Annotated in this window: 27 protein-coding genes and 1 pseudogene; 14 read left to right on the forward strand and 14 right to left on the reverse strand. The window is 57.5% G+C overall.

Features of this window, described 5'->3' with window-relative positions; translation table 11 throughout:
* Nucleotides 1-23 precede the first annotated feature (23 nt).
* Nucleotides 24-1,025, reverse strand: a complete 1,002-nt coding sequence (locus tag B2M20_RS02440) for a SphA family protein (protein WP_079445545.1) — start codon at nucleotides 1,023-1,025, stop codon at nucleotides 24-26.
* Nucleotides 1,026-1,534: 509 nt separating this feature from the next.
* On the opposite strand from B2M20_RS02440, the gene B2M20_RS02445 reads away from it, so the two are divergent.
* From B2M20_RS02445 to B2M20_RS02455, 3 genes are all read left to right on the forward strand, one after another.
* Nucleotides 1,535-2,032, forward strand: coding sequence for a sigma-70 family RNA polymerase sigma factor (locus B2M20_RS02445; RefSeq protein WP_173815892.1), 498 nt, complete (start codon nucleotides 1,535-1,537; stop codon nucleotides 2,030-2,032).
* A 103-nt stretch (nucleotides 2,033-2,135) separates the two neighbouring features.
* Nucleotides 2,136-3,098: a FecR family protein gene (locus B2M20_RS02450; protein WP_079445513.1), complete on the forward strand. Its 963-nt coding sequence runs from the start codon at nucleotides 2,136-2,138 to the stop codon at nucleotides 3,096-3,098.
* A gap of 190 nt (nucleotides 3,099-3,288) precedes the next feature.
* The gene (locus B2M20_RS02455; protein ID WP_244553387.1) at nucleotides 3,289-5,667 is read left to right on the forward strand and encodes a TonB-dependent siderophore receptor; all 2,379 of its coding nucleotides are present in this window, start codon (nucleotides 3,289-3,291) and stop codon (nucleotides 5,665-5,667) included.
* A 152-nt stretch (nucleotides 5,668-5,819) separates the two neighbouring features.
* Here B2M20_RS02455 and B2M20_RS02460 read toward each other — a convergent pair whose 3' ends face one another.
* Nucleotides 5,820-7,877 (reverse strand): hypothetical protein, encoded by a 2,058-nt coding sequence (locus B2M20_RS02460; RefSeq protein WP_420799258.1) that lies wholly within the window; start codon nucleotides 7,875-7,877, stop codon nucleotides 5,820-5,822.
* Between the two features lie 471 nt (nucleotides 7,878-8,348).
* Nucleotides 8,349-9,323: an alpha/beta hydrolase family protein gene (locus B2M20_RS02465; protein WP_079445515.1), complete on the reverse strand. Its 975-nt coding sequence runs from the start codon at nucleotides 9,321-9,323 to the stop codon at nucleotides 8,349-8,351.
* 167 nt (nucleotides 9,324-9,490) lie between these two features.
* Here B2M20_RS02465 and B2M20_RS02470 point away from each other — a divergent pair, with 167 nt between their 5' ends.
* On the forward strand, nucleotides 9,491-10,384 hold the full coding sequence (locus B2M20_RS02470; protein WP_079445516.1) for a LysR family transcriptional regulator: 894 nt from the start codon (nucleotides 9,491-9,493) through the stop codon (nucleotides 10,382-10,384).
* 266 nt (nucleotides 10,385-10,650) lie between these two features.
* Nucleotides 10,651-11,874, forward strand: coding sequence for a tyrosine-type recombinase/integrase (locus B2M20_RS02475; RefSeq protein WP_079445517.1), 1,224 nt, complete (start codon nucleotides 10,651-10,653; stop codon nucleotides 11,872-11,874).
* Nucleotides 11,875-11,916: 42 nt separating this feature from the next.
* Here the strand turns inward: B2M20_RS02475 and ubiG are convergent, their stop codons facing one another.
* The 3 genes from ubiG to B2M20_RS19855 all read right to left on the reverse strand — a co-directional run bounded on the left by ubiG (nucleotide 11,917) and on the right by B2M20_RS19855 (nucleotide 13,298).
* Entirely contained in the window at nucleotides 11,917-12,615 is a 699-nt protein-coding gene (ubiG, locus tag B2M20_RS02480; protein ID WP_079445518.1) for a bifunctional 2-polyprenyl-6-hydroxyphenol methylase/3-demethylubiquinol 3-O-methyltransferase UbiG, read from the reverse strand.
* Nucleotides 12,612-12,977, reverse strand: a complete 366-nt coding sequence (locus B2M20_RS19850; RefSeq protein WP_201789003.1) for a methyltransferase family protein — start codon at nucleotides 12,975-12,977, stop codon at nucleotides 12,612-12,614. Before B2M20_RS19850 ends, ubiG begins: the two co-directional genes overlap by 4 nt.
* Nucleotides 12,978-13,058: 81 nt before the next feature.
* The gene (locus tag B2M20_RS19855; RefSeq protein WP_201789004.1) at nucleotides 13,059-13,298 is read right to left on the reverse strand and encodes a hypothetical protein; all 240 of its coding nucleotides are present in this window, start codon (nucleotides 13,296-13,298) and stop codon (nucleotides 13,059-13,061) included.
* Nucleotides 13,299-13,503: 205 nt separating this feature from the next.
* On the opposite strand from B2M20_RS19855, the gene B2M20_RS02490 reads away from it, so the two are divergent.
* The 3 genes and pseudogenes from B2M20_RS02490 to B2M20_RS19375 all read left to right on the forward strand — a co-directional run bounded on the left by B2M20_RS02490 (nucleotide 13,504) and on the right by B2M20_RS19375 (nucleotide 15,950).
* The gene (locus tag B2M20_RS02490; protein WP_139372814.1) at nucleotides 13,504-14,382 is read left to right on the forward strand and encodes a hypothetical protein; all 879 of its coding nucleotides are present in this window, start codon (nucleotides 13,504-13,506) and stop codon (nucleotides 14,380-14,382) included.
* Between the two features lie 49 nt (nucleotides 14,383-14,431).
* A pseudogene (locus B2M20_RS02495) lies at nucleotides 14,432-15,337 on the forward strand (IS481 family transposase); the annotation flags it as partial.
* A 445-nt stretch (nucleotides 15,338-15,782) separates the two neighbouring features.
* The gene (locus tag B2M20_RS19375) at nucleotides 15,783-15,950 is read left to right on the forward strand and encodes a hypothetical protein (protein WP_158081485.1); all 168 of its coding nucleotides are present in this window, start codon (nucleotides 15,783-15,785) and stop codon (nucleotides 15,948-15,950) included.
* 252 nt (nucleotides 15,951-16,202) lie between these two features.
* On the opposite strand, the gene B2M20_RS02500 is transcribed toward B2M20_RS19375, so the two are convergent.
* The 5 genes from B2M20_RS02500 to B2M20_RS02520 all read right to left on the reverse strand — a co-directional run bounded on the left by B2M20_RS02500 (nucleotide 16,203) and on the right by B2M20_RS02520 (nucleotide 20,330).
* Nucleotides 16,203-16,421, reverse strand: a complete 219-nt coding sequence (locus B2M20_RS02500) for a hypothetical protein (RefSeq protein ID WP_079445520.1) — start codon at nucleotides 16,419-16,421, stop codon at nucleotides 16,203-16,205.
* 210 nt (nucleotides 16,422-16,631) lie between these two features.
* On the reverse strand, nucleotides 16,632-18,467 hold the full coding sequence (locus tag B2M20_RS02505) for a DUF262 domain-containing protein (protein WP_079445521.1): 1,836 nt from the start codon (nucleotides 18,465-18,467) through the stop codon (nucleotides 16,632-16,634).
* Between the two features lie 27 nt (nucleotides 18,468-18,494).
* Nucleotides 18,495-19,751, reverse strand: a complete 1,257-nt coding sequence (locus B2M20_RS02510) for a type II toxin-antitoxin system HipA family toxin (protein WP_079445522.1) — start codon at nucleotides 19,749-19,751, stop codon at nucleotides 18,495-18,497.
* Nucleotides 19,748-19,975, reverse strand: coding sequence for a helix-turn-helix domain-containing protein (locus tag B2M20_RS02515; protein WP_079445523.1), 228 nt, complete (start codon nucleotides 19,973-19,975; stop codon nucleotides 19,748-19,750). The genes B2M20_RS02510 and B2M20_RS02515 overlap by 4 nt, the downstream gene beginning before the upstream one ends.
* Before the next feature lie 163 nt (nucleotides 19,976-20,138).
* Nucleotides 20,139-20,330: a DUF488 domain-containing protein gene (locus tag B2M20_RS02520; RefSeq protein ID WP_244553393.1), complete on the reverse strand. Its 192-nt coding sequence runs from the start codon at nucleotides 20,328-20,330 to the stop codon at nucleotides 20,139-20,141.
* A gap of 91 nt (nucleotides 20,331-20,421) precedes the next feature.
* Between B2M20_RS02520 and B2M20_RS20630 the strand changes: the two genes are divergently transcribed.
* Nucleotides 20,422-20,724 (forward strand): phage integrase central domain-containing protein, encoded by a 303-nt coding sequence (locus B2M20_RS20630; protein ID WP_374708924.1) that lies wholly within the window; start codon nucleotides 20,422-20,424, stop codon nucleotides 20,722-20,724.
* 6 nt (nucleotides 20,725-20,730) lie between these two features.
* Nucleotides 20,731-21,183, forward strand: a complete 453-nt coding sequence (locus B2M20_RS20635) for a tyrosine-type recombinase/integrase (RefSeq protein ID WP_309775768.1) — start codon at nucleotides 20,731-20,733, stop codon at nucleotides 21,181-21,183.
* A 140-nt stretch (nucleotides 21,184-21,323) separates the two neighbouring features.
* Here the strand turns inward: B2M20_RS20635 and B2M20_RS19935 are convergent, their stop codons facing one another.
* The gene (locus B2M20_RS19935) at nucleotides 21,324-21,548 is read right to left on the reverse strand and encodes a hypothetical protein (RefSeq protein WP_210189115.1); all 225 of its coding nucleotides are present in this window, start codon (nucleotides 21,546-21,548) and stop codon (nucleotides 21,324-21,326) included.
* Nucleotides 21,549-21,800: 252 nt separating this feature from the next.
* Between B2M20_RS19935 and B2M20_RS02530 the strand changes: the two genes are divergently transcribed.
* Nucleotides 21,801-22,076 carry a helix-turn-helix domain-containing protein gene (locus B2M20_RS02530; protein ID WP_079445524.1) on the forward strand — a complete coding sequence of 92 codons (276 nt, stop codon included), beginning with the start codon at nucleotides 21,801-21,803 and terminating at the stop codon, nucleotides 22,074-22,076.
* A 565-nt stretch (nucleotides 22,077-22,641) separates the two neighbouring features.
* Complete coding sequence (locus B2M20_RS02535) at nucleotides 22,642-23,700, forward strand: AI-2E family transporter (RefSeq protein ID WP_079445547.1); 1,059 nt, start codon at nucleotides 22,642-22,644, stop codon at nucleotides 23,698-23,700.
* A gap of 278 nt (nucleotides 23,701-23,978) precedes the next feature.
* On the opposite strand, the gene B2M20_RS20065 is transcribed toward B2M20_RS02535, so the two are convergent.
* Both B2M20_RS20065 and B2M20_RS02545 read right to left on the reverse strand, forming a co-directional pair.
* Nucleotides 23,979-24,599: a hypothetical protein gene (locus tag B2M20_RS20065; protein ID WP_079445525.1), complete on the reverse strand. Its 621-nt coding sequence runs from the start codon at nucleotides 24,597-24,599 to the stop codon at nucleotides 23,979-23,981.
* Nucleotides 24,600-24,612: 13 nt separating this feature from the next.
* On the reverse strand, nucleotides 24,613-24,930 hold the full coding sequence (locus tag B2M20_RS02545; protein ID WP_079445526.1) for a hypothetical protein: 318 nt from the start codon (nucleotides 24,928-24,930) through the stop codon (nucleotides 24,613-24,615).
* A gap of 202 nt (nucleotides 24,931-25,132) precedes the next feature.
* Between B2M20_RS02545 and B2M20_RS20725 the strand changes: the two genes are divergently transcribed.
* Together B2M20_RS20725 and B2M20_RS19380 are read left to right on the forward strand one after the other, a co-directional pair.
* Nucleotides 25,133-25,639 (forward strand): YidB family protein, encoded by a 507-nt coding sequence (locus B2M20_RS20725; protein ID WP_244553388.1) that lies wholly within the window; start codon nucleotides 25,133-25,135, stop codon nucleotides 25,637-25,639.
* Between the two features lie 71 nt (nucleotides 25,640-25,710).
* Nucleotides 25,711-25,887, forward strand: a complete 177-nt coding sequence (locus B2M20_RS19380; RefSeq protein ID WP_158081486.1) for a hypothetical protein — start codon at nucleotides 25,711-25,713, stop codon at nucleotides 25,885-25,887.
* The last annotated feature ends 202 nt before the right edge of the window (nucleotides 25,888-26,089 follow it).

Consider the following 26,089-nt stretch of genomic DNA (forward strand, 5'->3'; position numbering starts at 1 on the left):
CTACGCAGATGACGATGGGGATGTCAGTATTTGGTTCTGATCGCGGTCGCGGAAGGCACTGAGGATGAGCCTACGTGGATCGGGAGCGATACGGTGAGGTATCCCGCCGTTCCCTCCATGCGGTTCTGCACATCGAATTCGCGGTACACCTTGAGACGCGTTGAAATTGGAAGTTTTCCAACCTCGAAATCGTATCCAATCGTGCCACCGAGTGCCGCCGCTCGGCCTTTAAAAGGACCAAGTACAGCACCCGTTCCGGTATCATCGGTGAGCTGCTGATAGTAGTAGCCGACGAGTCCGACGGAGATGTCCTTGTTGAGGGATTTCGACGCTGCCCATTCGAGATGGAATTCATTTCCAGTTTTGTAGTCGGTTGCTGTGTTGGGTTGATTGAAAGTGAATCCCGCGGCTGCGGAAAGGTCGACCCCCGTAGCTGGATCAAGCCACGTCAGCGCACCGGATACGTCCACCGCCGGCCGATTGAGGGAAGCGTTTGAAAGTTGACCGGTAACATAGCTTCCGGACGGGATAATGCCTGCAACGCCAAGCTGCCAATGGAGTTTGCCAGCGTGCCAGCCGACGAACGAGTTGACGAAAATGTCGCTCATGTTGAATTCGGCGTCGGTTACGTTTCGCCCGATGGGCCCGAACCGGGGAGAATTCACCAGCAGATTCGCATTGATGCGCGGTTCACCGAACGGCGTGGTGACTGAAACGGCAAGATCGCCGCCGAGAACCTTTGCTGGCGTCACCCAGACCAGCGTCGGAAGGTTGAGCCAACTTTGCGCGCTGATACCGGCTGTCAGCAGACCGCCAGTCGGGAGCGCACGGCCCGCGCCGATCTTGCCAGTATAGAAGTACATATCGTCCTGGAAATAGAGCCCTTCCGGTGGCGTGAAGCCGGCCATAGGACCCTTCCCACCCAGCAGATAGGCTCCGACTCCGCCTTCAGCGGCTAGGGCGGATCCACCAAACGATAACAACATCCCGCCGGCGACCAACGTCGCTTTCAAGCCGTAGTGCATCGCCAACCCCAATTAAGAGTGAGAACGATCCAACGATCACAATCGGAGATCAAACTTAGGCGAATCGCTCAAAGCGCAGCAATCGATTTTTCGGATGCACTGTTTTAGCGGGGCCACTTGGGTGTCGATAGAAGCTTGATGCAACATTCTAGTTCGAACTAGCTGTGAAATCGGAAGCAAGATTGCCGGGTGCCGTTCAGGCGGCGAATCCCTTCCGCGATTCAAGGGGCGGGTCACCTTCCGGTGGGGCCAGTTCACAATTTAAGGATCAATCGCGAGCAGTTGGCTCGAGACAGTTTTTAGAATGGATATAAATCATTGCGGTTGCAGAAGAATTATGGACGCAATAACGATTGGAGGCCCATCGCGCGACGGTGACGTCGTTTCGGCATCCTAAACCTTGGCCTTGGCATCATGGTTCTTTTTGCTCTCGGTTCCGTGCATCTGCGGTTGCTGTCACCGGCTCAATCTGCGCGCCGACGATGCACAGGTTGGTCCGCGGAGTGCCTATGAGCTGGGATTTTCACAACCTGTTCGTCCGGCACGCTCGCGAAATCAACCGCTTCCTCCGTCGTCGCGGGCACAATGCCGAGACAGCCGCCGACATCACGCAGGATACTTTTCTACGGGTGCTGGCGTCGCCTCCTGCGGCAGTCTGCACCAAGCACAATCCTCGGGCCTATCTCTATCAGGTCTCGCGTAGTCTTAGCGTCAACCATCACCGTCGGGAGAGTTTGATCCAGACGACTGATCTCGACGAGGCTGCCGCCGTCGCCGATCCTGCGCCCACGGCGGAGGCCATCGTTTATTCGCGCCAGTGCCTCACCCAGACACGGCGAGCGCTGGCGGAGCTTCCCGAGCGCACGCGCAAGGCCTTTGAGATGCATCGGCTGGGCGAGCACACGATCCAGGAAGTCGCGGATGAGTTGAACGTGTCGGCTTCGCGGGCCTGGGTTCTGATCCGGAACGCCTACCAGCATATCCTGACGCGAGTGGACGATTTCTGAGCCTTTAATTTGTCTGCTGTGTGAAATTCGACGCTGCTCGTTTGTATAAGTTATGGTAGGCGCGATGCTCGACCTGTGGTCGGTGCCTATCGAAGGGATATGAATGAGCCAACCCGGGTTAGATCAAAATCGGCTCACGGATGAAGCGATCGACCTCGTCATCCGCTTGCAGAATGACCCCGGCAATCCGGTTGCGACCGAGATGGTGCGGGTCTGGCGCGCGCGCAGCGCCGAGCATGAGCGCATCTGGGCGCGGGTAGCCAAGGTCCACGGCGCCAGCGGCAAGGTTCTGACCCGGCGTCGCAGTGCGGAACGTCGCGAAAAACTGGGACTGACGCGCCGAAATTTCGTGATCGGCGGCCTCATCGGCGTTGGTGCCGTCGGCGCCAGCTATTCCATTCTTCCCCGTGCCTTGCTTCTCAGCCGGGCCGACCATGTCACTGCAAAGGGTGAAATCCGCAGCGTCAATCTTCCGGACGGAAGCGTCGCGACGCTCGGGCCGGATAGTGCCATTGCCTTGGACTTTACGGCCCGACTGCGCCGCGTTCAGCTTCTGGCTGGCATGTCGTTCTTCGATGTCGCATCCGAGTCGCAGCGCGCCTTTACCGTTCAGGCTGCCAAGCTGACGGCGACGGCGCTAGGCACGGCCTTCGATGTTGCCAACGATGCCGGCATGCTCTCGGTCTCGGTTGATCATGGCGTCGTCGAAGCGCAGGCGCCAGGCTCGACGATCGCGGCGGGCACGAAGCTCACGGCCGGGGAGTGGGTGACGATCGATAGCGCCACCCATGCCATCGAGCGCGGATCGCGCGAAGCGAGTCAGATCGCGTCATGGCGCGACAACCTTATCGTCGCCGAGAAGGAAGCAGTCTCGGCGCTGGTGGCGCGCATCGGCCGCTGGATTCCGGGACGGATTGTGATGGCCGATCCCTTTATCGGCTCTCAGCGGGTCAGCGGTATTTTTGATTTGAATAATCCTAAACGGGCACTCGAAGCCGTCGTGCATCCGGCTGGCGCTCATATCCGGCAGGTTTCATCGTTCCTGACGGTGATTTCCCCCATCTAAAAATAACTTCGTAGATACGTGAAAAAATCACGGCCCCGATTGTATCAGCTACAGGGGTTGGCGCGTCCGAGCGTTCAGGCAACCGCAGGCCCCTTCACGAGACGAATTTGGGGTGGGACTTATGGGTTACAAGGCTCGGACGTTTTCTGGCAGGACCAACAGAAGCAGGGTGTTGGCCGCAGCGCTGATGATGAGCACGGCGATCGTCGCCGGCGTCGGCGTGACAGATCGCGAAGCTTATGCCCAGAACGCGGCGCAGGCTTCGTTCAATGTGCCGGCTGGCCCGCTCAATCGCGCACTGACGGCATTTGGTCGACAGGCCGGCCTGCAAGTGACATATCTGACCAGCATTGGGACCGGAAAGACGTCGCCGGGCATCTCAGGTTCGGCCACGCCTGAACAAGCGCTCGCGCGCATTCTTCAGGGCACCGGCCTGAGCTACCGTTTCACCAACGCCACTACGGTTGCGATCTCGCAGCAGGCAGTGAGTGGCGGTGGCGGCGCGACGCCGGCTGGCGCGATCGCCCTTGACACCATCGATGTGCAGGGTGAGAGCGCCACGGGTCCGGTTCAAGGTTACGTCGCGAACCGAAGCGTCACGGCAACCAAAACCAACACGCCGCTGATTGAGGTGCCGCAGTCGATCTCGGTCATAGGCGCGGAGCAGATTCGCGATCAGAAGCTGGTTTCAAAATTCGATGATACGCTGCGCTATACGCCGGGTGTCGTTGCCGGGACCTTTGGGACGGATTTTCGCGACGACTGGTTCATGATCCGTGGTTTTGACGCCCAACAGGACTCACTTTTCCTCGACGGCATGAATCTTTTCTATTTTGCGTTCGCCGGCTTTAAACTGCAGCCATTCAATCTCGAGCGTGTCGAGGTGCTGCGCGGCCCATCGGCCTCTCTCTACGGCGGATCGGCGCCGGGCGGACTGGTCAACGCCGTGAGCAAGCTGCCTCCGGCGGAGCCCATTCGTTATATCGAGGCCGGCGTCAATAATTTCGGCAACGCCTATACGCAGTTCGACTTCGGCGGTCCTGTCGAGATGCAGCCGGGCAACGGCAAGTTGCTCTACAGAGTCGTCGGCCAGGTTCAGGGCGGCGGCACGCAAACGAACTTCGTCAATAATGACAATTATTTCATTGCGCCGTCCGTGACGTGGATGCCCGACATAGACACGCGACTGACGGTCTTCGCGATGGCGTCTCACAACCAGACCAGAGCACCGAATTTCTTGCCGTATGAAGGCACCGTGACCAATGCTCCGTTCGGCCGGATACCGACCAACCTTTTCACCGGTGACCCCTCGGCTGACCGTTATACGCGCACCCAACAAATGGTCAGTTACCAATTCGAAAAGCATCTCACGGACAATGCGACGTTCCGCCAGAACGCGCGCGCTGCGCATGTCGAGGTGAATTACACGGGAATGTTCGGCCAAGGCTGGGCCACCACTCCGGCCGACGCTAACATTATGCGGGGTAACTTCCTTGCGGCCTCGAAAGCGACTCAGCTCAATATGGACAATCAGTTCGAGTATCGCTTCTCCACGGGCCCGTTCCAGCATACCACGCTGATGGGTCTCAACCTCAGGCATTATGCGATTGACGACAAGCAGGGTATCGGAACCGGCACGGATCTGAATGTTCTCAATCCGGTCTATGGCGTTAACACACCCTACGACGGCCCGCTTTACCAGGACACTTATCTGACCCAGGGGCAGGTCGGCCTCTACCTTCAGGACCAGATCAAGTGGGAGCGCTTCACGCTGATCCTGTCGGGCCGCAACGATTGGGTAAATCTGATCAACAACGACCGGATTTATACGCCCGTGAGCCGACAGGACAGCAAATTTACCGGCCGCGCCGGGCTGATCTACAACTTTGACAATGGTCTCGCGCCCTATGCGTCATACTCAACGAGCTATAATCCGATCATTGGCCTGAATTCCGCCGGTGGATTGCTGTTACCCGAAACTGCGGAGCAGACCGAAGTCGGCGTGAAGTATCAGCCCGTGGGTCTCAACGCGCGGTTCGGCGTCGCTTTGTTCGACTTGAAGCGCAAGAACACCCTGACCACCGACCCCAATAACGTATTGTTCCAGACCCAGAATGGCGAGGTGACGTCGCGCGGCCTTGAGCTGGAGGCCCTTGCCAATATTACCCGCGACTTCAAGGTGGTCGCGAGCTACACCAACTACGAGTTATTCGTCAGTAAGGACCTTGATCAGACTTTGATCGGTAAGGTGCCCACGTCGAGGCCGCGCCAGGTGGCTTCGTTGTGGACGGATTACACGATCCGCGAGGGCTCGCTGGACGGGCTGGGTTTCGGCGGCGGCGTGCGCTATGTCGGCTCGTCTTTTGCGGATAATATGAATACTCTTTCCGTACCGGCGGTGGTCCTCGGCGATCTGGCGGTTCACTACGAATGGGCGAACCAGTGGCGCGCGGCGGTCAACGTCGTCAACATCGCCGACACCCAGTATGTCGCGAGCTGCGGCTTTGTTACGTCATGCTTCTACGGCGACCGGCGTCGCATCACGGGAAGTCTTTCCTATAAGTGGTGATGGTGACGGCTTCAAAATCAATCAATGCCTGCAAAGCAACCTCCGCTGGCTTAATGCTGTGTCCGCACGCGCGGTGATCGGCAGGGTGAGAGATCGCTCATAGCCGATATCATTGTGGTGGCGATCCGGAAGACCGCCACCGCCATCGCGATCTAGGTCTTCGTCGGCCAACGCCGCTCGTGGAACCAGGTGCGGTACTCCGACGACATCTTCGCGCGTTGCGCCTGCGGCGCGTGCCGCTTGCACGTGGATGCCTCCTCGCTGCCTTCGGACGCGCCCCACCTTACCTCGACGCAGTCGTTCGGGTTATAGGCCATCTCGAAGTGCGTTGCCCGGTCGATGACCTCCTTGAGCGAAAGCGTCCATTGCGAGCCATCGCTGCGCATGTAGGATATTTTTCGCGAGGCAAGCTCGGACGCCAGCACCCCTTGCAATTCGCTTTTGAGGTCCGCGATGCTCTTGCCGCTCGGCATCGCATAGCGCGGCGCTCGCCGAATGACGCGATCGGGAAATCCCCGCACGACATCGATCGCGATCAACAAACGGAAATCGCGCGCCGGAGTGGAATAATCTTCCCACGCTCCCGACGTCCCGAAGATCGAGGCACCGCTGGGCATAGCCACCTCTCCGGCGTGTTTTTGCTGATATTGTCGTCCGTTTTCGACCGAGGTCACACGCGTCTTCACCTGTTCGTTCAGACTTGCGATGGCGTCTGTCATCGCTTTCACGGGATCGAGCGGCTCCGGCGACATCACGTCATCCATGCGATCGTAAAAATCCTCGGCACTCATCTTTGTTTGATCGAGCGAAAAATCTGCGTACTCGGGATTGTTGGTGATTTCGGCGTTGACCAGCCGCCGCAACGAGCCGCCTTTGTTGCGCACGATCGGCCGAAAGTGCTTGAAGCCCGGGCTGCCCAGCGCAGGATCATGCACGAACAGGAAATTGCCGCGCCAGAAACGCTTTCGCGTGATCGAGCCGTCGGGTTCAGCATCGACGGCGAGGAAGACGCCCGGCTTGCCGTTCATCTCCGGCACGCGATGCACGAGCATCAGCACGTGGCCGTAGGGGTCGGCATACATCGTGCCCGGGCGAAGCGCTTCTTGGGTCAGTGAGACAGTATAGAAATCGGTGTTGTCGTCACTCGCGCCGACGCGCGCGGCGCCCGTATGCACGACGTCGCCAACGTCCCGCAGGTATTCGCTGAACATCGTCGGCCGTTTTGGCCGCACCTTCGGCGGAGCCGCAGGCGTTCCGGTCGACTGCGGCCGGGCAAACCCGGGCAGAAGGATGGGCGGTTGCTCGGGCGGCGGGGCATTGGTGATCGCAGCCGACGCAATTTCCTGTTCCGGAGGCGGCGGCGGACGCGTGACCTCGGGATGCTCCATGTCGAACCACTGGTAGCACTTGGGCGCCTTGCCATTGGCGCCTCGTGAGCAATTGGAGTAGCCGAACGGTAGCCCTATCTTGTAGGCAAAATAGGCGCGCAGAAAGTAAACGAAATCTGCGCAGTCGGGACGAAGGCCCGTCCGCACATTATCTTCACCGCGGCCTAGATAATTGAACAGGAAATTGCGGGATCGGTCGTGCAGGATTTCATGCCAAACTTTCCAAGACAGATCCTGATCGGGGGGCGCGTCAAATAGCTTTTCGATCCATGCAGAGAACAAGGATTCCGTCTCGCGATCCCAACTGTTACGCACCTTCCAAAAGGCGCCGGATGGAACAGGCAGAGGGTCTGGTTTGCGCGCGCTTACGGAGATATCGCGTGTGATCGTACTGCAGTCCGCCGTTGGGTGGTCGAGCGTCAGGGTGGCGTGCCACGTACCGGCGGCCGGGGCGGCGACCTCGGCAAACCAGAAGTACGGCGCACCGCCGCGCCGCTCAGACGAGTTGGCCGCGACGCTTCCGTCGGGCGCAACCAGCGAAATCTTACCCTGGAGCGGCTTTTCGGTGACGATCATGACGCGCAGCGGCGTCCCCTTCCAAGGTGCAAACGGCGAGGGCAAGATCGAGAACCCGGTCGCCTGCTCGCACGTGCCTGGGGCCGCTTCGGCCGGCGGGTCTGTCGTCGCGAAAATGAACGCTGCTGCCGCGGCAGCGGCGAATCGGGTGGCGAGACGAATCTTGCCAACCTTGTTAGAAGAACCGGGAACTGCACTCGGTCCCGCCGATCTCGGCTGCGAATAGCGACGTTCAGGGCTCGTCATACTAAGCCTCCATATTCCATCGCTGTCCCTCAGTGAGGCCAGCTGCCATACCCAGCCGCTGAAGCTCTCAGGCGGACGTTCCGCGCGCCAACAGCTGAGAACCAGATTGTCAGGCAAAACACCGTAGATGTGGCGAAAATCGGCGCGACGCGCGACTTTCTCAAAGGTTGTCGCCGCACGGTCACGCAGAGGTCAGTGTTGAATGCAGGCTGGTTCGGGTCAGAAACAGAGAATCTGGAATATAGCAATAAAACCCGTTAGTTATACGAAACTGGCGGGCAGTGCGGAATAGCGATGAGAATTATGTCTACGCGATAGGCCTCCAAAATGACACCTGAAGGCGATGAACTCTACATGCGCTCATGGGAATGCCCGGGCCGCGCGCTGTCCGCGATGCCTGTGGCATGGAATGGCCGCAGCGGCTGTCTTGGCATTCGCCACCGTCGTCGCTGCGGCACCCGTATGAAGGGATTAGCCCATGTATTTGTCGAGGAAGGATAGTACCTTTTGGGGGTGGCGGCCGAACCAGTTGTAGCCGTCTTCGAACCGCTTGGTCGTGCCCTCGATCCAGTGGAGTTCCTTGTCGGCGCTGCCCAAGGCGTCGAATGTGCTCTGCGCGTCGGTCGGGTTGTTGATCACCGCGTCGTCTCGCAACTGCCACATCAGGACAGGAAGCTTGACGCTAGGAGCCCATAGTTTGCCCGACATGTCAGCGGCAGCAAAGCCGCCCAGCTTCAGAATCTCCAGGTCGATCAATTCCTGGTACTGCGCGATGCCCTGGTAGCCCGAGAGCTTGGAGAAGACCGAGGTCATGTTGGGTACCAGCGGGCTGAGCAGGCATCTGACGTTCGCGAACAGCTCCGGGTGTTTGGTGATCGCCGCATACTGCGAAACGCCGCCCAAGCACTGGCTGAACAGTGCGACATCCATCTTGCCCAAGCGCGGATGCGCATCGACGAATTTCTTCACGCCGACGCAGTCGCGCCATTCCCATTGGCCGACGCCGCAGACGCCGCCGTTGGCTGCCCCGCTTTGCCCGTGGTTGCGGAAGTCGTAAGTCAGCACATTGTAACCGGCATTGGTCAGGTGCTTGTACTGGATGACGAAGTCGATCTCGACCGGCTCGATGAAGTTGCTCCACGGCTCGCCCAGGTGGCCGGGATAGCCGGCGCGGCACATGGGAAGGGCGTGGTTGAAGATGACGAGCTTGTTGCTCTCGCCGCCCTTGGCCGGGATGTACCAGGCTTCGAGCGGCGTGCCGTCGTCCGACGGGATCGACAGATCGTGCCAGCCTTGCATGCCGTATTCGTCGGGGTTCTTGAAGATGAAGCTGCGCGGCATCTTGACCATGCCGGCCAGCGCTTTGACCTTGGCGTGATCCTCCTTGGAGATGGTTTTTTCCTGCTCCAGGGCTTTCTGCATTCTTTCCTTCGATATTCCGGTCATATCAAAATTCCTTTGCTTGGCTGAAGATGAGGACGGTGAGCTTCCTGACGTAGGTTCCGGCCGTCTGCTCCTTCACTTGCCGCCCTTGCCCATGCCCACAATCTAGGTCAGAAGGATTTGATCGATTAGGCGTGTAATTTAGCTTGAGCCTATCATTGAGGTGATAAATGCGGCGGGACGAGATCGCCGATCTGGCGGCTTTCGTCGTGGTTGCCGAGGAGCGCAGCTTCACCAGGGCCGCGATCCGGCTCGGCATGGCGCAATCGGCGCTCAGCCAGATTGTGCGGCGCACGGAGGAGCGTTTAGGCTTACGGCTGCTCTCGCGCACGACGCGAAGCGTCGCCCCCACGGATGCCGGAGAGCGGCTGATCGCAACGCTCGGTCCCATGCTGCACGATCTAGATGCGGCAATCGCCTCGCTGGGTGAGCTTCGTGACCGGCCGTCCGGCACGATCCGCCTTACCACGGTGGAGCATGCGGCCAAGACCATCATCGTGCCGGCGATGAAGCGGCTGCTTGCGGACAACCCGGACATAAGGGTGGAGATGACCATCGATTACGGCCTCGCCGATGTGGTGGCCGATCGTTTCGACGCAGGTGTCCGCCTGGGCGGAGAAGTCGCCAAGAACATGATCGCGATGCGGATTGGGCCTGATACGCCGATGGCGGTCGTCGGCTCGCCGGACTATTTTCGCAGACATGCTGTTCCCAATTCACCCGCGCAACTGATCGATCATCGCGCGATCAACTTGCGGCTGCCTACATCCGGGACGCTGAACAAATGGCGGCTGGCGCGCGGCGGCCGCGAGACGCGGGTGAGGGTCGACGGGCCGCTCGTCTTCAATACCATCGACCTGATCCTTGATGCCGCGCTCGACGGTCACGGCCTCGCCTACCTGCCGCTCGACCAGGTCCGGCATCATCTGGATGGGGGCCGGCTGATGCGCGTGCTGGGCAAATTCACGCCCGACCTGCCGGGCTACCATCTCTATTATCCGCACCGCCAACACGCCTCGTCTGCCTTCACCCTTTTTGTGGAGACGCTAAGATTTCGGGCGTGAATGCTTTGAACGGACAACCTCCATAGACGCGACATCAGTGCGGCAATTGGCGGGGATTGGCGTGCCCAGCGCTATACCGGAGTGGTGGGCAAAATGGCGGAGAGGGAGTCCGCCTCCGCCTAACTCAAGAGAAGCCGGAGAGAGCCGTTAGTGGATAAAAAGCGTTAAGGTTACTGTAGGATACGACCTTACTGAGCGCCAGCGACTACCGATATAAACCGGTGAGAACCGGCTGCTCGGCCGGGGGTCAATTCGGGGGCCGAACGGTGGCCTTAAATGCGCGGCAGGTTGATACGCTAAGAGCGCCGGGACGCTACGGCGACGGTCAAGGCCTCTGCCTCCAAATAACGCCCAGCGGAGCGAAATCCTGGCTCCTGCGCTTTGAGCGAAACGGCCGCGAGCGCTGGATGGGGCTTGGTGCACTTCATACCGTGAGCCTTAAGGACGCACGTGAACGCGCCCGAAAAGCCAGACAACAACTTCTCGATGGCGTCGATCCGATCGAAGCGCGCAAGGCTGAGCGTACGAAAGCGGCTCTAGAAATATCAAAGGCGGTCACTTTCCAAGAAGCTGCCACGGCGTATTTCGATGCCCATCAAGCGAAATGGAGAAATGCAAAACACCGCAACCAGTTCATCTCCACCCTAAGGGAGTATGTCTTTCCCAAAATTGGCAAGCTCGCTGTGGCGGACATTGACATAGGGTCGGTTCTATTGGTCCTTGAGCCAATTTGGCCTATCAAAACTGAGACGGCCAGTCGGGTGCGCAGCCGGATCGAAGCCATCCTCGATTGGGCGACTGTTCGAAAACTACGGGACGGCGATAACCCGGCGCGTTGGAAAGGCAACCTGCAGCATGTTTTGCCTGCCCGCGCGCGGCTCGCCAAACCGGAGCACCATGCGGCTCTTCCTTATGCCGAAATTCCGGCTTTCACGGCATTGCTCAGAAAAAGGGAGGGCGTGGCAGCGCGCGCGCTTGAATTTGTAATTCTAACAGCTGCCCGAACAGGCGAGGTGGTGGGCGCTCAATGGGACGAGATCGATTTCGCGGCTCGGACATGGACCGTACCGGGTAACAGGATGAAAGCAGGCCGCGAACACCGCGTTGCGCTCAGCAACGAAGCGGTCGAAATTTTAAAAGGCCTGCCACGTGAAAAGGACAATTCGTACGTTTTCATCGGGCCAAGAGCCGGTGGTCTGAGCAACATGGCCATGGCAGCTGTCTTACGGCGGATGGACCGCGTGGACATCACCGTCCACGGCTTTCGGAGCACATTCCGCGATTGGGCCGCGGAGAGCACCGCGTTTCCCAATCATGTTGTGGAAATGGCGCTCGCTCATACCGTGGGCAACAAGGTTGAGGCCGCATATCGACGCGGCGATCTCTTAGCGAAGCGTCGGCAGCTGGCTGCTGATTGGGCAAAATTTTGCACTCGGATAGGCATCGGGAAAACGGAGTCGCTCGTAATACCAATTCGGTCGAATACTTAAGCGCGAAGCTCATTGCTTGTGTGCTTGTGCGAGAAATTTTTACTACCTGGCTCGCGCGTGACCAAGATACATAATGCTCTCGAACGGATGGGGCCCGAACGTAAAGTCGAGGTGCCGGTCAATTCCACGTGGGCCGAAGCCACACATAGGTCCGACTTGAAAACCTGCCTGTAGTAAGACTTCGAGAAGCTCGGTTGGCTTAATGAAGAGGTCACTGTCGTGCGCGCCCTGCGGCAGCAATCGAAGAACGCGCTCGCCCAGAGTGATGATTACGAATTTGGCAAGCCAAGTGCGGTTGATGGTATCGAATATGAACAGCCCCCCATGTCGCAACACGCGCCGGACATCGGCAATCACCCTGGGAAGATCGGCGACATGCTCCAGAACGTCCACACAGACGACCACGTCACAGGACGCGTCGGGCAATGGAATACTCTCGCCGGCGCCCACGATGTAGTCGATCTCGAGCCCGGACAGACGGGCATGGTCCACGCCAGCGGCAATCGCACCGTGCGATGGGTCGACGCCGACAACTTTGGCGCCTCGACGTGACAACTCTTCCGCAAGGAAGCCGCCGCCACAGCCCAAATCCAACACGCGTTTGTTGACCCAATCGCCGACCAGCGGGTCAATCATCATCATGCGCGCAGGCGCCATTTTATGTAGTGTGCGCAGCCATCGAGTCTCACCGCTCCACCATGTGTCAGCGTGCTTCTCGTAGATGGAGAGGTCGTTTTTCATACGTCGTCCGGCTTGGCAGGCGGCATTCGCCTTCGGTACAAGGGAAGCCAATAGGGCACCCGCTTCTGATAGGCCCGAAACTGTTCGCCAAAACGACGGGAGAAACGACGCTCCTTCAACAGTGGCCCGGTCACGCAATAAAGTGTCAGGACGAGCGCCACTTCGAGCTGGTCTGGGGTCCATGTTGGGACCGTCCAGAGTGTCATCGCAAAGGCGACGTAGATTGGTTGCCGGCAGAAACGGAAAAGACCACGTTGGGGCATGGGCGCGTAGCATGGCGGGACCATGCGATAGACGGCCCACCAGCCCAGAAAGCCTATTTGCTGCGCGAAGCCCGCGTCACGAATTGCTTTGAGAAGCAAGAGCCAACTCACGAGATAAAGAGTGCAGAGAGTTGCCAGTGCAAAGCCTTGGGCTTGCCACCAAATGATTCCGCTCGGAGACTAGCCCAGAAAGAACAGAGCTACCTGCACGGAGGCAATAGTGGCGTAAGTTGTCGTTGCAAGGTCTTGGCCAATCGGCCTGGGTGCTGCGCGCGCCAGCAGCTTGGCGCCGCGTCGTCCCAGCAGAGCTGAGTGCACAAGCGGAAACTGAAGAAGCAGGGCAAGGTTTGCAGCGACGCTCCATGGCGCGTCAAGACCGCCCAGCGATCGGCTCATGCCGAAGAACATCATCACGATCATAGCGCCGACCCCGACGATGAATGACGCATGGCATACGACGCCATACCGCGCCCGACCGCTAGTCGGGCAATTCTGAATCTAAACCCTATGAGGTCCTACCATGGTCAAACGATCTGTCATTCGAAACCACCAAGCGCGGCGACGGTGCCCCGCTTACAAAACTCAGCAAGTCAATTCACCACGTAATACGCAAGGACCTCACAGAATGGCAAAGTCAATAAGACGCCGACACGTTGGAGACTTATTCGCTGCAAACAAGTCAATCGCTTTTGGCCGTGGATACTGTGACTCGATCGAACGGTTTTGGAGGATAAAGCGGCCTCCGATCGAACTCAAAAACGCTTTGCGAAGCGCAGGCGTTTCAAAACTTTGGGATGAAGAAGTTTTGGTAGGGGAAAACTTCATGGGCTGGCGTCTTAGTGCTGAGGCGATTCAGATTCTCGACGAATATTTCGGGAATGGTGTTTCTCTTAGCGCCGTCCATATCGCCTATGAGTTCGATGTGCGCGATGACGTCGATCGCGATGCATTCGTCGAACTATTAGATCGGTACACGGCGCAAAAATATCAACGGTCAACCGACGAGACTTTTCGCTTTCAAGCCACGCACTATTCGATTGATACGAAAATTCGCCAACTCAATGGCCAGCGAAGGCCATCGAAGATCGTCGTTAAGTATCACGACAAGCCGGGCAAGCTCGATGGAGAACTAGAAAAGCCGCGTATTGAGATACGTCTTGAAACGCCAGCAGGCGTGAAAGCCACAGGCATCAGCAGACCGATCGATTTGCTCGATATTAAGCCGGATGAGATTTTCTGGAAATCAGTGATAATCCGTGATTATGCCGAACGCGCGATTAGAGCTACTCGAAGAGGAACGACACCATCACCTTTTATCAACATAGACAGGCGTGTGAGGGCTGTTTTAAGAAAAACCGGAAGAGGCTGTCTTTTGGAATATCGAAGGTTGTATCCTCGACGTTTTAAGAAACTGCGTGACAGGCGTGATCTACTAGAAATTGATTCGACACTGTATTATTTGAAATCAAGGAATAGAAAATCTGAGGGGGTCCTAGGTGTTTGATCCCGGGGTTTGATGGTGCAATCTTTTCCACGGATTGGAAGGGTGCGCTATGGGACAGATTCTTCACGGAAGCGCCACGACGACAGAGGCGGTCCGTCGAGCAATACAAAATAGTCAAGAGAGCCTGAGAGCGCTTGCTGCACGCTATAACGTCAACCCCAAGACCATTTTGAAGTGGAAGAAGCGTTCTACGGTCGCCGACCTTCCAACCGGACCCAGGACGCCAAAATCCTCGGTTCTTTCGGTAGAGGAAGAAGCGATCGTCGTTGCCTTTCGCCGACACACGCTGTTGCCGTTGGACGATTGTCTTTATGCTCTTCAGGCCACGATCAAGCATTTGACACGCTCGTCCCTGCATCGCTGCCTGCAACGTCATGGCGTCAGTCGGCTGCCGGAGATCGAAAGCGACACGGCCACGAAGAAAAAGTTCAAGTCCTACCCGATCGGCTTCTTCCACATCGACATTGCCGAAGTCAGGACGAAGGAAGGCAAACTCTATATATTCGTTGGAATCGACAGAACCTCGAAGTTCGCCTTCGTCCAATTGCATGAACAAGCCGATCGTCCCACAGCGGTCATCTTCCTTGAAGCCTTGATCGCAGCCGTGCCCTATCGGCTGCATACAATCCTTACCGACAATGGCATCCAGTTCGCGGATCTGCCTCGCAACCGCAATGGTTGGACGGCGCGCTACCGGGTTCATCGCTTCGACCAGATTTGCAATGAGCACGGCATTGAGCACCGACTAACCAAACCCAACCACCCGTGGACCAATGGACAGGTGGAACGAATGAACAGGACTATCAAGGAGGCTACGGTCAAACGCTATCATTACGATAGCCATGACGAACTACGCGTTCATCTGGCCAACTTCGTTGACGCCTATAATTTTGCTCGACGGCTTAAAACGCTCAAAGGCCTCACGCCATATGAGTCCGTCTGCAAATCCTGGACCTCAAAGGCGGCGGCAGAGTCACCGGACATCTATCGAGATCTTAAGGATATCGACGCGTTGATTATGGCCCGTGATCTGTATCGCGCGCTTAAAAAGCTGCGCGTTCTGATCCGCGCGAACGAGCATCTCAGGGTTGAAAATTCCGGAATCATCCAGGCTGATGATCCCGTTTGTTTGGTTGGAAGAAACGAGGCTGAAAACAGCAACCCTCTAAACTCACGGGATTAAATCCTTGAGCGAGGCTGTATATGTGCTGTGTTGATTTCGTCGCCGAGAGGACGATTTCCACGAGTAAGGCGGACGGGATTGAATCCGCGATCCTCCATTTATAACGCTAGCGAGATTCTGCTTCTTTCCGCACCGGTTGCTTCTAGCACGTCGCGACGGGGAACATTTGTCGCCGTCATCGCGTGGCCTTGGTTCTGGTTTTCATAATGGAGCAGTGATGGCACAGGAAACCTGCAAGTGCGGAGCGGTGTACGATGTGACCTATCACGACACGCCAATCCCAGATACCGATAGCGAGGACTGCGTTCATTGCGTGCGGCGGCTGGCGTCATGGCGCAATCAGACGATTTGGTCGGAATACACGCTGGTAAGTGCTCCGGGCTAGATCAGTCTGTCGGGGGCTATCCGCCGAACAATCGCGACCAAAAACCGCGAGGCCGGTTTCGTTCTATCTATTGCAGTATCAATCGATTGTATTCGTCGCTGACTGCCTTCAGCGAAATATGACCCTTGCTGCCCTCGGCTTGTTTGAGAAGCACATGATCTGTCGGCTCGGATATCAGCGCCGCATTCCTAGCTATACTGTTCTGCAAATCCTTGAAGGGGTCACTCGTTGATCTCCTCCCCGCTTGGAAGTCTATCGTTCGTTGAAGAAGTTGTTCGTGCTGGTTATCTGCGCGGGCGCTGCCCGCAGCCTGTCAAGCATCGCGTTGCAGTACTGCCTATATGCATTATATGGAGCGCCTTCACCGGCTTTCATTTGCGCTTCGCAGTGCTCAATCATCAGTTTGAGTGCGTCTGAGAGCGCGAGATACTCGCCGTCGCCGATGGTCAGGGTGTGCTGATACGTGGTCATGGAATGATCCCTTCGCGGTGTGAGCATCAAGGCTGTGCCGCGAGTTTTTGAGCGTCCGGCAAGTCATCCGCATAGTACTTCTTAACGCATTCGGCGTTGTACGCATCTGCCTCGGCATGCCTGCGTCAACGAGCGCGTTGAAACTGATCTGTTTGGCCTTTCCGTTTGTGACCAGCATTGTAGCGGTTGATCGCGTTAACCATGGCGCTGTCAGCTTTCCAGGGGTGCAGTTCGCCAGACGTCCTTTGCCAGCTTGATGAGCATGTCATGTCGATCGTCAATCGAGATGGCGTTCCATACGGGAAACGCCTTTAGCTTTTCATTGATTCTGGAGACGGAGCTGTTCTGGCCGACCTTAGTAAGTTCGACCAGGCTGCGGGTCAGGTAGTTGCCGCTCTTGCAATATTCCGGCCTTTTCTCGGAGTAGAAGTCATTCCCGGCGACGATGTTGATCGGTTTCTCTAGTAGCGTCAGGTTGCCGAGCCGATTCTTATAGTCGTCATAGAGGGCCTGAGAATTGTCGGCAGCCCATTGATTGCTCAATTCAGCGGTAGGCGTGTTCGGCAGGATATGCTCGATCTCTAGGCCCGCGAAGGAGCCCAGGCTACCGGGCGATTTGATGCCATTGAATGCCATCTCGACATGCTGGGTGAGTCGTGCCAGCAGGTAACGGGTCCGGTATTGCTGCATGGTATGAAGTGTGAGGCGCTTGAGCGCGTCGGACAGTTCCTGTGATTTCGCCTCCATATTGCTTTGGAAACGGTTCGTAACAAAGGCGTTGAGGGCGGCGCGTTGCTCCGCCGGGTCGGACTTCCCAGCGATGATCCTCAGTTCATCGGCCCACAACGAGAAATTCCGCTCCAGATCCTTCGTCGGGGTTTTGGTGAAGATGTAATAGAAAAGGAAGCTTTCGAGCTGGGCGACGAAATGGTCGAACAAGGGTTTTGGCAAAGGCGCTGCGGCCAGAAGCAGGACATAGTGCAAACTGAACGCACCACCGGCCAGCCGTTTTAGGCTGTCCATTGGGATGTTCGGCTTGCCGTCATTGCCAAGCCCGTTGCCGAAGGAAATGTAGCTATCCACGTTGCGGATGATCTTACGGACGAACTCGAACGGCTTGTTGCGATAGTCGCAGAGGGCGGCATTGTCTTTGTTGACGAACCAGTCGTAAATCTCGTCCTCGCGCACCACGGCGTCGCTACGGTCGTTGTCGATGACGTAGTTGGCCATAAGGAAGTAGCGAAGGAAACGCAGCGGTTTCTCTTTTTCCTTCTCCAGCGGGCTGGTGATCTTTTTCCATTCGTCTTTTAGCTGCGTGAACTGGGCTTGTGGAACCTGCGTGAACAACAGATTTTTCAGAAGGTCCATCGGGTTCAGACCAACGCCGCGCTCATTGATCGTTTCAAAAATCTTGAGTGCGCTGCTGACGTCGGTCGAAATCTGGATGAACACGACGTTGTTCGCCAGATAGCCCCAGTATTTCTTCAGCGTGGACGTGTCGTCGTAATTATCCTTCAGATAGCGGTAGATCGTACTGTAGGCGCTGACCAAATTCTCCAGCGAGCCGAAGCTCGGAATGCCCGCCGCCTGGATGCCGGCACGAACGGCTTGAGGGTTGGCGTCCAGCTCCACCAGCTTGGCAATGACCTCTCCGGCGTTTTCATATCGCGGTTCCAGCTTCAGGTTAGTCCGTGTCTCACCGCTGTTGTCGGTGTAGCTGGTCGAGATCAGGCCGCTAATGGTCTGCTGCTGGGTTTCGCCTCGAAACATATGCTTCAGCGCGCACAGCAACAGGAAGAAAGTAGTCAGTCGCTGCTGACCATCAATGACCTCGTAGTGGTTCTTCTGCGAGGTAGGGGATACCAGGATCGTGCCGATGAAATACTCACGTACATGGCCGTTGCCGATCTGCTCGTTTATATCCTCAAGGAGCTGGTTGACCTCCTTGTCGGTCCAGACGTATTCGCGTTGATAGTCGGGGACGATGTAGAAGCACTCCCGGAACGCTTCCTCGATGCTGTACTTATGGTTTTCGATGCGAGCCATAATCCCCCAGTCCTCTCCGTTAAAATCTTAAGCGTGTGTTATCCGCAGCAAATGAGCCGCACGGGTTTCGATGATGCCGCGAACGGTATTGAGGATTTCATGTGAGGTACCTGCATCCTCGAACTCGGCCAGAAGCTTATCGGCTTCACCTCTGATGCGCCCCGCAAGTTCAGTCATATCCTTGATCAGCAGACGCTGCGCGCCCCGCGTGTCCGGCACCAGCGTGAGCCAGTGCTTCAACTGGATCGTGTCGGGGAGGGACCGTCCACCGATAGCCATGGCGAGCTTTTTAGCCAGACGCGGATAGGCCGCCGTGCAGACGACATCATAGAGCGGCGCGAGGTCCGGAACCTTGGCGCGATAGAGCAAGGCGTAATTCTTCCCGTGAGCGTCCGCGTTGCCGACGAGGTAGTGGAAGATGAGCATGCGGATGAAGGCCAGCCGATCCGCTGCCGGGCGCGCCGTGGCACGGTCGATCAGGTCGAGCGACCTTTCGGCTCCAGGCCCGCCTTCTTCTTCATATTTGAGTTCCGGCGGCACGCTCAGCGCCTGGCAAAAATCCTCCTGATGCAGGCGTGTGATCGTCCCGTCTTTGTGCCGGGAGCGGTCGTAGCGCTCGATCAGCAGAAAGGGAATCGCGCCGCCATGCTGCATTTCAACGGAAGGAACCGGGAGTTTCAGGCGCGCCGCAAGGCGCAGGCAGAACAGTTCGTTCTCGACGGTGCCGTCGAGCGCCTGAATTAAGGGCTTTAGGATATGCGTTGTGGGGCGACCGCCCTTCGCAAGCCCGATGTTTTCCCCTTCAACGCAAACAGCGAGCTTGTCCTGAGCGCCTGCAAGTGACAAGCGAACCCCTTCCTCGCCGCCGAGAAGGGGGCGCTCGCGCAGCATGCCGAGGATTTCTTCGAGCCGCGCCGGGCTTAGTATTTCAACGCCGTCGCCATCCCACGACTGCGGCTCCTGACCGGGAGGATAGAGCGACAAGGCTCCCGCACATTCGCCGCCGATCACTTCGAGCAGGCCAAAGGCGTTGCCGGCTGAAATGCCGAGCGCGCCCGCCAGACGCTGCCGGGCACCTTCATCCGGCAGAAGGCCAGAAAAGAAGGGGCGCACGATTCGATCCGCATAGGGGGCTTCCTGCAACGGCATCGAAAAGGAGATGGCGCGCTGCTCTTGTCCAATGAGGTAGTTTGGATAGTAGGCGTAGCTGAGAGCGCCGGCCTCGTCCTGGCTGAGGGCACCGGCTTTCGCCTGGCCGAACCAGACATCCAGCAGGTGCGTCATGGGGTACTCTCCCATCGTCCAGCGACGGAGATGCTAAGACCCAAAGCTGTCGTCACCTGAAGGGCGCGACCGATCTGGCAACTTTCTTTGCCGGCTTCAAGCTCGCGCACGAAACGCACGCCGACCCCCGTGAGTCCGGCAAGCTGTTCCTGTGTCAGTTTTTGCGCCTTGCGCTCCTTGCGGATCAAAAGGCCGAGGCTTTTGCTGTCTGTGACCGGTTGCATGAATCATCCCTATCGGGACGATTGTAGCAGGCTCACGGACGAAAATCCATAAAAAGAACCGATCGGGACTATTTTTGTACAATCGCAGGCTCGCCGTAGAAGAGCATCCCGAGCGGGATGATTTTTCCTAGTGCGTGGCGCGACTCCTCGATACATCCGGCACTCAAGCCAGTGCGGCGGCCGGATATATGATCTTCCCTGACGCGGTTCTTTGCGCGCCGGGGGTCGGTTTGGCATGATCGGTATGTCCGACCGCCATGAGGTGATCCACAGCGTACCCGTTCATCAGCAGGTAGTCCGTGATGATCCGGCGATGGCATCGCCACCACACCGCTTCCGAACACATCAATGCCAGCCGCCGATCTTCGCCAAGCTCGACTAGTTCTTCGAACGCGGCGGCAAACGTGTCCGCCTTCGCCTAACTCGCCGAAGATCGGAGAGAGCCGATCTGGCCGACGAAAACTGAAACCGCAAGCCGGGTGCGTAGTCGGATCGAAGCTGTGCTCGATTGGGCTACTGTGCGGAAGCTGCGGGACGGGGACAATCCGGCGCGCTGGAAAGGCAATCTGCAACACGTATTGCCCGCTCGCTCCCGGCTTGCCAAACCGCAGCATCATGCCGCACTCCCTTATGCCGATATCCCAGCTTTCATGGCATTGCTTAGAAAGCGGGACGGCGTCGCAGCGCGTGCTCTTGAATTTACAATTCTGACGGCAGGTCGGACAGGCGAGGCGCTCGGCGCGCGGTAGAACGAGATCGATCTCTCGGCTCGGACCTGGACTGTTCCGGGTAACGGGATGAAAGCGGGCCGCGAACATCGCGTGCCACTCAGTGACGAAGCGGTTGAAATCCTAAAAGAGCTGCCGCGTGAAAAGAATAATCCGTACGTTTTCATCGGACCAAGAGCGGGCGGTCTGAGCAACATGGCAATGGCGGCTGTCCTGCGGCGGATGGATCGCTTGGACATCACGGTTCACGGCTTTCGGAGCACATTCAGAGACTGGGCGGCGGAGAGTACCGCGTTTCCAAACCATGTTGTAGAGATGGCGCTCGCTCACACCGTCGGCAACAAGGTTGAAGCCGCATATCGGCGTGGCGATCTCATCGTGAAGCGCCAGAGGCTGGCGGCCGATTGGGCACACTTCTGTGCGCGAGAAGGCATCGGGAAAGAAAGGTCGAGTGTAATACCAATTCGGTCGAAAACTTAAGGTAAGTCGTTCGTCATAACGATTTCACAAAAGCAGGTGCCCAGACTTATTGCGCTGGCTGGCTGCCCGGGGTCGGCAAGTCAAGCATCGCTCGGAACGTCGCCAAGCGTATGAGCGCCATAAGGCTGCGCATCGATCGTTTAGATGAAGGTTACGCCGAGACGGCGCTCGTCTCGCCAGAGAACCTGACACCGCGCATTAAGGCCCGCATTTGGAACACGCAAGGAAAACGCTAACGGTAGTACCGGCGCATCCCACGTCTGTATCGTTGCGGATGTGGGGGTGAGGTAACGAACCCTGCACCGCAGCGACGTTCCATCCAGCAGGATCTGACCTTGCTGTACGCTGAGCCGTTCCTTTGTCATTCGATCCCCCAAAAGAGTGCGCATCAGTTACTCACATTTTGTGCGATTCGCGCCGCAATTGTGGCATGTTCGCCGCGGATCTGTTGCACAAAGGATTTGTCGGTACTGCTAGCTGCGGTGGCCTATCTAGTTCGCGTTGTCGACCGCCGGGTAAGGTTGGTAGAGGCTACAGCATACGCTGCCTGCCCGCCTATCGTCACAATCCCAGCGCATCAAGAAGCATGTATGATTCGATCATAGAGGTCGAAAATATTGAACGGCTGGATTTGTGAGAAAGGAGCTGTTCCGAACGCTATAATCAGCGAGACGGGACTGATTGCCTTACTGATTGGACAAACGGTTGCTGAAGTTGAACGCGATCTCATTATTGAGACGCTGCGTGCTTGCAATGGCAACCGGACGCGGGCAGCAAAGACACTCGCAATTGCGGTTCGCACATTGCGTAACAAGCTCAATGAATATGAAGCCAAGGGCCTGGATATTCCCGCTCCCGTTCACGGCGAGTCAGAACTAATCACAAACCGTTAGCTGTTAACCGCTTACGATCTGTCAGTTGCAAAGAACAATCCAGGCTTCCGCGGACATCCTTTTCACGCTTATCGCGCAGCTGCGCCCTCGCTTCTCACTGGCACCTCTCCTTGAGAGCGCGCCTCTGGTCGGTCATGTAGCGTGACAGGCAGACCGATAAACGTGCTGCGTTAATTGCGGTCGGCCGGCCGCCTTTTGCTAACAGCCAAAACTTGTGAGTTCTCATGTTCATCCATCATGCCAGCAGAGTCTTCCTGGCTTTTCCACTCGGTCGAACATCTTTTGAACGCAGCAAATCGGGACGGTTTCTGATTGCCATTATCGCCGCGGACAGCGTTCTCGCGGTCGGAGCTTGGTACGCTGTCGGCCTCGCAATCGGAAATTAGATGCGCGCTCGCTGGCCTGAGACCGCACGAACGCGTCGCGATTTTGTTGAAGTTGCTCGGCCAGGTCGAATTGGTTGAAGTGGCGATTGAGCGTTGGCAAGGATCGGACGACCGCTTCCGTACTTGCCAACTCCTTGATTGGTCCTACAACGCCATTGGAACGCGGGAACGAGCCAGCCGTGCGCAGGATTGAACATCAAGCCTTTCTGTTGCTGCTTGTCGCCGTCACGCTGGCTTTCGCCTGGGTTCTTCAGCCGTTCTACGGCGCTGTGCTCTGGGCGATCGTCATGGCGGTGATTTTTGCGCCAACTTATCGAAGGTTGCTCACATCGATGCCCGACCGGCCAAGCCTTGCTGCCGCGGTCACCGTTCTGATCATTATTGCGATCGTCATTCTGCCGCTTGCACTGATCACGACCTCCCTGGTTCAGGAAGCATCGATCGTGTTCGCGAAGTACCAGTCCGGCGAGTACAGTTTCGCTAACTACTTGCAGCGGATACTCGAGGCCCTGCCTGCCTGGGCAACCGGACTGATCGAGCGGTTCAACCTGACGGATTTTTCTGCATTGCGCGAACGGCTCGCGGCCGGGCTGATGAAAGGTGGGCAAGTTCTCGCCCCGCAGGCGCTCAGTATAGGGGTGAACACGTTCGACTTTATGGTCGGTCTTGTTATCATGCTCTATCTTTTGTTCTTCCTGTTGCGGGACGGCAAAGCACTGGCTGAAAAGATCAAGAAGGCCATCCCACTCCACAGCGACCAAAAGTCCGCGCTCTTTACGAGATTCGCTGACGTCGTTCGCGCCACCGTAAAAGGTGGGATTGTGGTCGCCATCGTCCAAGGTGCGCTTGGCGGCATTGCGTTCTGGTTCCTGGGATTCCACGCGGCACTGCTATGGGCCGTGGTGATGGCGTTCCTATCGCTGATCCCTGCGGTCGGCGCGACATTGGTCTGGCTTCCGGTTGCGATCTACTTACTGGCGACCGGCGCCCTATGGCAGGGGATCGGACTAAGCCTTTATGGCGTGCTTGTGATTGGATTTGTGGACAATCTGCTCCGCCCATTCCTGGTCGGCAAGGATACCAGACTGCCAGACTACGTGGTGCTGATTTCGACGCTCGGCGGCATCGAAGTCTTCGGCTTGAACGGTTTTGTCATCGGCCCGCTGATCGCGGCAATGTTCGTGGTGAGCTGGGAAATATTTTCGGCATCTCGGGGAGCCGTACAAAATGGCGGCTAACTGCAGCGCGGCGGAGACCGAATTAGCAACGGCAGCCGGGGTTATTGTAAGACCGCGGTTTCCTTCTGAGCTTTGTTCACTGTCACGCATGGGTCCGACAGATATTCCCCGAGTCGCGATCTTACGCCGTTCTGGGCATTTATCCGCCGGCATCATGTACCCGCGTTGGTGGTGCTCTCTAGAGGTGTGAGATTATGGATGCCTCTCTTCCCTACTGGCCCTTGAGATGCCCGTCATTGAAGGTGTTAGCGGCCCGCCACCACGGGCCGCTCAATTTTCTAGCGCAAACCACTGCCGTAGCGCTGTCGTTCTTTGCGGACCTCTTCCGCTCCATAAGGCTGACTTGAGGGATCGAACGATCTCCATCCCGTCTTTTGCCAGGCGGCGCGGCGTTCCTGCAGGTTAACTGCAGAATCATTCAATGCTGCTTCAAGGTGGGCTCGATCCCCCTCGTCGACCCTGGCTGACACAAGCGTCCCGCCGCGACGGACGCCTTCTGCGTATGAATGAGCGTCCTCTTCGGACACGCCGGCTTCGGTAAGGGCGCCGACGATGCCGCCGGTTGTTGCCCCGGCCGCTGCGCCGACTGCCGTCGACGCCAACCAGCCAGCCGCAACAACTGGCCCCAACCCTGGGATCGCAAGCAAGCCGAGGCCCGCCAAGAGTCCCGCGGCAGCCCCAACGCCGGCACCAATGCCGGCACCGGTGCCTGCGCCTTCTACGCGATCATCAACGCCATCGCGGTCCCGATCAACATTCTTATCGGTATTAAACCAGCTGTCCGAGTTATTCGCCACAAGGCTGATGTCCGATTGGGGTACTCCGGCGGTTTGAAGCCGTTGAACGGCCGCCTGCGCCTGCGTGTGTGAATCGTAAAGACGAGAAATCGTAACTGTCATCTATCAAGTTTCCTTACTGCGCAGAATGGACATTGCCCTGAAAATCAACGCTTACGGCAGTGGCGGTGCCGCCTTTGCTGGCCTTTCCACGCCAAACACCAGCGTTGTCCTTTTTCAAATCAGTGATGTTTGCGTAGCCGGCTTCCTGGAGTTTCGACTTAGCCTGTCCTTTCGTGAAACTATTGCGACCGGCCACCGGGGCATTCGCGTTGTTGTGGCCGGAACTGTTGATTGCGTTGTTGTTAGGTCCCGACTGCGCGGGCGGATTTTGCGCCGACGCAACGGTGATCGCCGACAGACTGAAACAGGCGGCAAGGAGTAAGCGTCTCATATTTCCTCCAGTGTTATAGAGACGCTCCTAACCCCTCGCGTGCGCTCAAGTTCCTGTGCGACCCGGAAAGGAAAGCCCGCCGCGTAGCCGCTAAGGGCAACGGCTGCGTCATGGGAGGAGACGGAACTAGCACTGGAAATAAACGTTGAGCGGGAGTTCTTGGCAGATGGGAGTAAATAATATGTCGCGAGGGATGCCATCGATGACAGCGTTGCTAGGCCTGCTCGCGTTGGCGGGCTACCAAAACAGGGACAAGCTTGCAGAGCTGTTAAATGGCGCAGGCGGAAACAAAACTCAGCCTGAGGTTGGAAAACAACAGGATCAACCCCTCGGCAACCTGCTTGGCCACCTAAGCGGCGTGTTGGCTGGTGGCGGCGTGGGTAGTCTCCTTAGCGGGGGCCTCAGCGAATTGCTCGAGCGGTTTAAGGCAAATGGGCAGGGAGATGCTGCCAATTCCTGGGTGGGCAAGGTCAAACCAGGAGCTTCCTGCGCCGCGTCTGAAGCAGGCTATCGGTGCGCTATCAAGACCGGCCAGACCCATGTGCAGGCTTATACCAGACCCCTTCTTAAGCTGATCGAAGAGAGCAAGATTGATCCGAGTTTCGTCCTCACGCATCCAGCTAGCCTTGAGGAAGCGCCGGCGATGTATAGGAAATTTCGCGACAAGGAGGACGGTGTGATCAAGGTCGTGCTCCGGCCCGGGCGATGATGAGCACGCGGGCGACGGTGTCGGTCAGTCACGACTGAGCGCGAAGGTCCGAGTCGAAACTGCCGGGTCCGATGCCGAAGAAACCAACAAAGATTGAAATCATTCAAGAAGGCGACGAGCGCTTTTTATTGAAGGTGTATGCCGACGGCAGCCAGGAGAGGGTGTGCATCGTGAAGCTCCCAAGGAAACCGCCGCGCTTTCGATATCGTAAAGTGAGCTTAGACAAGAGCAGGAAGAAAGGATTTTGATTTCACGTTAGCCAGCCGATGTTCCGGGAGTCCGCGGCGGGCGCTTCGCGCGGCCGAGCGCAATCACCGATACCCACGAAACATTGCACGATTTTGCTGAACAGCTTCAACGTCTATCGATGATGGTTTCCGCTGGTGATCTTGAAGGAGCGCACGTGTTGACGCCTTGAACTGACAAGCGGTGTTATTTGCGATTCTAACT

The sequence above is a fragment of the Nitrobacter vulgaris genome (assembly GCF_002028545.1).
GTDB classification, from domain to species: Bacteria; Pseudomonadota; Alphaproteobacteria; order Rhizobiales; family Xanthobacteraceae; genus Nitrobacter; species Nitrobacter vulgaris.

Bases quoted from the DNA above. Each gene is read 5' to 3' on its own strand.
- B2M20_RS02440 (WP_079445545.1), bottom strand. From the start codon at position 1,025: ATGCACTACGGCTTGAAAGCGACGTTGGTCGCCGGCGGGATGTTGTTA.
- B2M20_RS02445 (WP_173815892.1), top strand. From the start codon at position 1,535: ATGAGCTGGGATTTTCACAACCTGTTCGTCCGGCACGCTCGCGAAATC.
- B2M20_RS02450 (WP_079445513.1), top strand. From the start codon at position 2,136: ATGAGCCAACCCGGGTTAGATCAAAATCGGCTCACGGATGAAGCGATC.
- B2M20_RS02455 (WP_244553387.1), top strand. From the start codon at position 3,289: ATGAGCACGGCGATCGTCGCCGGCGTCGGCGTGACAGATCGCGAAGCT.
- B2M20_RS02460 (WP_420799258.1), bottom strand. From the start codon at position 7,877: ATGACGAGCCCTGAACGTCGCTATTCGCAGCCGAGATCGGCGGGACCG.
- B2M20_RS02465 (WP_079445515.1), bottom strand. From the start codon at position 9,323: ATGACCGGAATATCGAAGGAAAGAATGCAGAAAGCCCTGGAGCAGGAA.
- B2M20_RS02470 (WP_079445516.1), top strand. From the start codon at position 9,491: ATGCGGCGGGACGAGATCGCCGATCTGGCGGCTTTCGTCGTGGTTGCC.
- ubiG (WP_079445518.1), bottom strand. From the start codon at position 12,615: ATGAAAAACGACCTCTCCATCTACGAGAAGCACGCTGACACATGGTGG.
- B2M20_RS19855 (WP_201789004.1), bottom strand. From the start codon at position 13,298: ATGATCGTGATGATGTTCTTCGGCATGAGCCGATCGCTGGGCGGTCTT.
- B2M20_RS02490 (WP_139372814.1), top strand. From the start codon at position 13,504: ATGGCAAAGTCAATAAGACGCCGACACGTTGGAGACTTATTCGCTGCA.
- B2M20_RS19375 (WP_158081485.1), top strand. From the start codon at position 15,783: ATGGCACAGGAAACCTGCAAGTGCGGAGCGGTGTACGATGTGACCTAT.
- B2M20_RS02500 (WP_079445520.1), bottom strand. From the start codon at position 16,421: ATGACCACGTATCAGCACACCCTGACCATCGGCGACGGCGAGTATCTC.
- B2M20_RS02505 (WP_079445521.1), bottom strand. From the start codon at position 18,467: ATGGCTCGCATCGAAAACCATAAGTACAGCATCGAGGAAGCGTTCCGG.
- B2M20_RS02510 (WP_079445522.1), bottom strand. From the start codon at position 19,751: ATGACGCACCTGCTGGATGTCTGGTTCGGCCAGGCGAAAGCCGGTGCC.
- B2M20_RS02515 (WP_079445523.1), bottom strand. From the start codon at position 19,975: ATGCAACCGGTCACAGACAGCAAAAGCCTCGGCCTTTTGATCCGCAAG.
- B2M20_RS19935 (WP_210189115.1), bottom strand. From the start codon at position 21,548: ATGACAAAGGAACGGCTCAGCGTACAGCAAGGTCAGATCCTGCTGGAT.
- B2M20_RS20065 (WP_079445525.1), bottom strand. From the start codon at position 24,599: ATGACAGTTACGATTTCTCGTCTTTACGATTCACACACGCAGGCGCAG.
- B2M20_RS02545 (WP_079445526.1), bottom strand. From the start codon at position 24,930: ATGAGACGCTTACTCCTTGCCGCCTGTTTCAGTCTGTCGGCGATCACC.
- B2M20_RS20725 (WP_244553388.1), top strand. From the start codon at position 25,133: ATGACAGCGTTGCTAGGCCTGCTCGCGTTGGCGGGCTACCAAAACAGG.
- B2M20_RS19380 (WP_158081486.1), top strand. From the start codon at position 25,711: ATGCCGAAGAAACCAACAAAGATTGAAATCATTCAAGAAGGCGACGAG.